At 45.4% G+C, this 661-nt stretch carries 1 pseudogene; it reads left to right on the forward strand.

What is annotated here, in order from left to right:
- Nucleotides 1-61 precede the first annotated feature (61 nt).
- Nucleotides 62-661 (forward strand): annotated as a pseudogene (locus tag R7Q46_RS27605) (TonB-dependent receptor plug domain-containing protein); the annotation flags it as partial.

Raw genomic sequence — 661 nt, forward strand, 5'->3', positions numbered from 1 at the left:
ATTTGTTATTGATAATAAGTATCATTGTCGATTCTTTGGCTACAACAAAAAGATAAATACAATGATAAATAGGAAGTTCTCTTTAAACCTCATCGTATTAGCGATGAGCAGTGGATATGCAGCGCACGCATTGGCTGCAGAACAAGCTCAGTAACTGGCGTCTCAAAACGCAGCAGATGAACAATTAGTCGTGGTTGGCAGCGTCATGCCAAAATCCATCTCTGATATTCCCGGTACGGTTTGGTTTGTAGGGCAAGAAGAAATTGCTCAACAATACCGAGCAGGTAAAACTCTGGGTGATATTCTTTCAGCGACGATCCCTTCTTTAGATGTTGGCACTGGCGGCCGAACAAACTACGGCCAAAATCTGCGTGGCAGAGCCATGTTGGTCATGATTGATGGCGTTTCTCTGCAATCTTCTCGTCCTATCAGTCGTCAATTGGATGCGATTGACCCGTTCAACATCGAACGAATTGAAGTGCTGTCAGGCGCGACTTCCATTTATGGGGCTGGTGCGACGGGTGGTGTCATTAACATCTTCACTAAAAAAGCGTACTCAGATGAATGGGCGTTTGAATCGTTTGTCGGCGGTACGTCAGGTTTGAACAGTAGCGATGATTTTGACTACGAAGTCGCACAATCCGTTGCTGGTGGGAATGAC

The sequence above is a fragment of the Vibrio sp. 811 genome (assembly GCF_033339195.1).